Origin of the sequence: Collimonas fungivorans, assembly GCF_028292705.1 — a bacterium.
Classification (GTDB): domain Bacteria; phylum Pseudomonadota; class Gammaproteobacteria; order Burkholderiales; family Burkholderiaceae_D; genus Collimonas; species Collimonas fungivorans_B.
In genome coordinates this window covers 1-3,260 of the sequence record NZ_JAQGLV010000397.1, presented here as the reverse complement: position 1 = coordinate 3,260, position 3,260 = coordinate 1, and the positions used below count along the sequence as shown (strand labels likewise).

Genomic DNA, 3,260 nt, shown 5'->3' with positions numbered 1-3,260 from the left:
GTCCAAAGGGATTGGGTGACGTTTACGTTAACGTCAATTATTGTTATTCTGCAGGGATAGAAATTGCCGGCAGCAGCAATCACCCATACCCATCCGCTTTGGAGACAGACCACCATGGATTTCGAATTATCAGAGGAGCAACGCGCGTTCCAGCAGACCGCGCGCGATTTCGCCGCAGGAGAACTGGCGCCGCATGCCGCCAAATGGGATGCCGAAGCCATTTTCCCGACCGATGTCATCGCCAAGGCCGGCGAACTGGGTTTCTGCGGTCTGTACACGCCGGAAGAAGTGGGCGGCCTGGGTTTGTCGCGGCTGGACGCCACCATCGTGTTCGAGGAGCTGGCGCGCGGCTGCACCTCGACCACGGCCTACCTGACGATCCACAACATGGTGAGCTGGATGATCGCCAACTGGGCCACGCCGGCGGTGCGCGAAGGCTGGTGCGGCAAGCTGGCGAGCGGCCAGAAGCTGGGTTCCTACTGCCTGACCGAACCCGGTTCGGGCTCGGACGCCGCTTCCCTGAAAACCAGCGCGCAGCTGGTTAACGGCGAGTATGTGATCAACGGTTCCAAGGCGTTCATTTCCGGCGCCGGCGCCACCGATGTCCTGGTCTTGATGGCGCGCACCGGCGCCGGCGGCGCCCACGGCGTGTCGGCCTTCGTGGTGCCGGCCGATACGCCGGGCATCAGCTATGGCCGCAAGGAAGAAAAGATGGGCTGGAACAGCCAGCCGACGCGCACCATCAGTTTCGATAACGTGCGGATTCCCGCCGACCACCTGCTGGGGCAAGAGGGCGAAGGCTTCCGCCTGGCGATGCGCGGCCTCGACGGCGGCCGCATCAATATCGCCACCTGCTCGGTCGGTACGGCGCAGGCGGCGCTGGATGCCGCGCACGCATACATGAGCGAACGGCGGCAATTCAACCGGCCGCTGTCGGATTTCCAGGCGCTGCAATTCAAGCTGGCCGACATGCAGACCGAGCTGGTGGCAGCGCGCCAGATGGTGCGCCTGGCGGCGTGCAAACTGGATGCCAAGGATCCGAATGCGACCACCTACTGCGCGATGGCGAAACGCTTTGCCACCGATATCGGCTTCCAGATCTGCAACGAAGCGCTGCAGATCCACGGCGGTTACGGTTACATCCGCGAGTATCCGCTGGAACGCCATTTCCGCGATGTGCGCGTGCACCAGATCCTGGAAGGCACCAATGAAATCATGCGCGTGATCATTGCCCGTCAGTTGCTGGGCAACGCATCCAACGAGGACATCCGATGACTAACGCCACCTATACCAACCTGCGGCTGGAAATCATCGGCCACACCGCCGTCGTCACGATGGCCAATCCGCCGGCCAATACCTGGACCGGCGCCGCCCTGAGCGACCTGACGCGCCTGGTCCAGGACCTGAACGCGGACAAGAATATTTATAGCCTGGTGCTCACCGGCGAAGGCGAGAAATTCTTTTGCGCCGGCGCCGACCTGAAACTGTTTGCCGATGGCGACAAGGTCATGGCGCGCGACATGGCGCGCCGCTTTGGCGAGGCGTTCGAAACCCTGTCCGGCTTCCGCGGCGTCTCGATTGCCGCCATCAACGGCTACGCCATGGGCGGCGGCCTGGAGTGCGCGCTGGCCTGCGACTTGCGCATCGCCGAGGAGCATGCGCAGATGGCCTTGCCTGAAGCCGCGGTCGGCCTGCTGCCTTGCGCCGGCGGCACCCAGAACCTGCCATGGCTGGTGGGCGAAGGCTGGGCCAAGCGCATGATCTTGTGCGGCGAGCGGGTCACTGCCGAAACGGCGTTGCGCATCGGCTTGGTCGAAGAAGTGGTCAAGAAAGGCGAGGTCAGGCAGCGCGCCCTGGCGCTGGCTGAACAGGTTGCCAAACAGAGCCCGTCCAGCATCAGCGCCTGCAAGAAACTGATCCAGGGTGCGCGCAGCAATCCGCTGGCGAACTTGCTGCCGGTGGAGCGCGAATTGTTCCTCGACCTGTTCGATACCGAAGATCAAAAGGAGGGCGTGAACGCCTTCCTGCAAAAACGTCCGGCTGTGTGGAGCAATCAATGATGGCAGAAGTGACTATGGCGCCGGCTTTGTTCGAAGAGCTGGCGGCTGAAAATGGCAAGCGCATCGGCATCGCCACGCTGAATGTGGAAAAGACGCTGAATGCAATATCGCTGGAAATGGTGGATCTGCTGGACCAGCAATTGCGCGCGTGGGCCGCCGATCCGCAACTGGCGATGGTGGTGTTGCAGGCGGCCGGCGAAAAGGCCTTTTGCGCCGGCGGCGATTTGCAGGGTTTGTACTGCACCATGCTCGACCAGCATGCAACTGGCAAGCAGGAAGATATCCGCAGCAACAGCTACGCCTGCGATTTTTTCGAGCGCGAATACCGGCTCGATTACCTGATCCATACTTATTCCAAGCCTATCCTGGCCTGGGGCCATGGCATCGTGATGGGCGGCGGCATCGGCCTGATGGCGGGCGCCAGCCACCGTGTGGTGACCGAGAAATCGCGGCTGGCGATGCCGGAGATAACGATCGGCCTGTATCCCGACGTGGGCGGCACCTGGTTCCTGAACCGCATGCCGGGCCTGGTCGGCTTGTTCCTGGCCTTGAGCGGCGCCTCCATCGGTGCGGCCGACGCGATTTTTGCGCGGCTCGCCGATTACCAGGTCAGCCATGCGCAAAAGCAGGGGGTGCTGGCGGCTTTGCTGAGCCAGCCTTGGGACGGCAGGCAGGACGATGTATTGCTGGGCCGGGTTTTGCTGGACGCCCAGGATCAGGGCGCGGCAGCTTTCGCGGGCGCGCCGGCTCCGCTGCAGCAGCATTTCGCATTGATCAACCGGCTGTGCAGCGCGCCTACCCTGGCGGAGGTGGTGGAAAATATCGTCACGCTGGCAACCGAAGACCAGTGGCTGCAACGAGGCATCGCCACCCTGGCCGCCGGCAGCCCCGCTTCGGCCTGGCTGTCGCACGCCCTGCAGAAACGGGCGCGGCACATGTCGCTGGCGGAAATATTTCGCCTGGAATATGTGGTTTCCCTGCATTGCGCCGCCCGCACCGATTTTGCCGAAGGTATCCGCGCCCTGATCATCGACAAGGATCGCCAGCCGAAATGGCAGCCCGCAACTTTGGCTGCGGTCACCAACGATTGGGGCAACGGTTTTTTCAGCGATCCGTGGTCCGAGAAAAACCATCCATTGGCAGATTTGATATAACGTTGATGCGCTGATCAATCGCGCGGATAAATCGACGTTATCCTGT

Annotated in this window: 3 protein-coding genes; all 3 read left to right on the top strand. The window is 62.3% G+C overall.

The window, feature by feature from the left end; genetic code table 11:
- Nucleotides 1-114 precede the first annotated feature (114 nt).
- Genes JWQ61_RS21360 through JWQ61_RS21350 form a run of 3 tightly spaced genes read left to right on the top strand, consistent with a single transcriptional unit; the run spans nucleotide 115 to nucleotide 3,214 of the window.
- Complete coding sequence (locus JWQ61_RS21360; protein ID WP_120237352.1) at nucleotides 115-1,275, top strand: acyl-CoA dehydrogenase family protein; 1,161 nt, start codon at nucleotides 115-117, stop codon at nucleotides 1,273-1,275.
- Nucleotides 1,272-2,060 carry an enoyl-CoA hydratase gene (locus JWQ61_RS21355; RefSeq protein WP_304362290.1) on the top strand — a complete coding sequence of 263 codons (789 nt, stop codon included), beginning with the start codon at nucleotides 1,272-1,274 and terminating at the stop codon, nucleotides 2,058-2,060. Before JWQ61_RS21360 ends, JWQ61_RS21355 begins: the two co-directional genes overlap by 4 nt.
- The gene (locus JWQ61_RS21350) at nucleotides 2,057-3,214 is read left to right on the top strand and encodes an enoyl-CoA hydratase/isomerase family protein (RefSeq protein WP_304362289.1); all 1,158 of its coding nucleotides are present in this window, start codon (nucleotides 2,057-2,059) and stop codon (nucleotides 3,212-3,214) included. The genes JWQ61_RS21355 and JWQ61_RS21350 overlap by 4 nt, the downstream gene beginning before the upstream one ends.
- The last annotated feature ends 46 nt before the right edge of the window (nucleotides 3,215-3,260 follow it).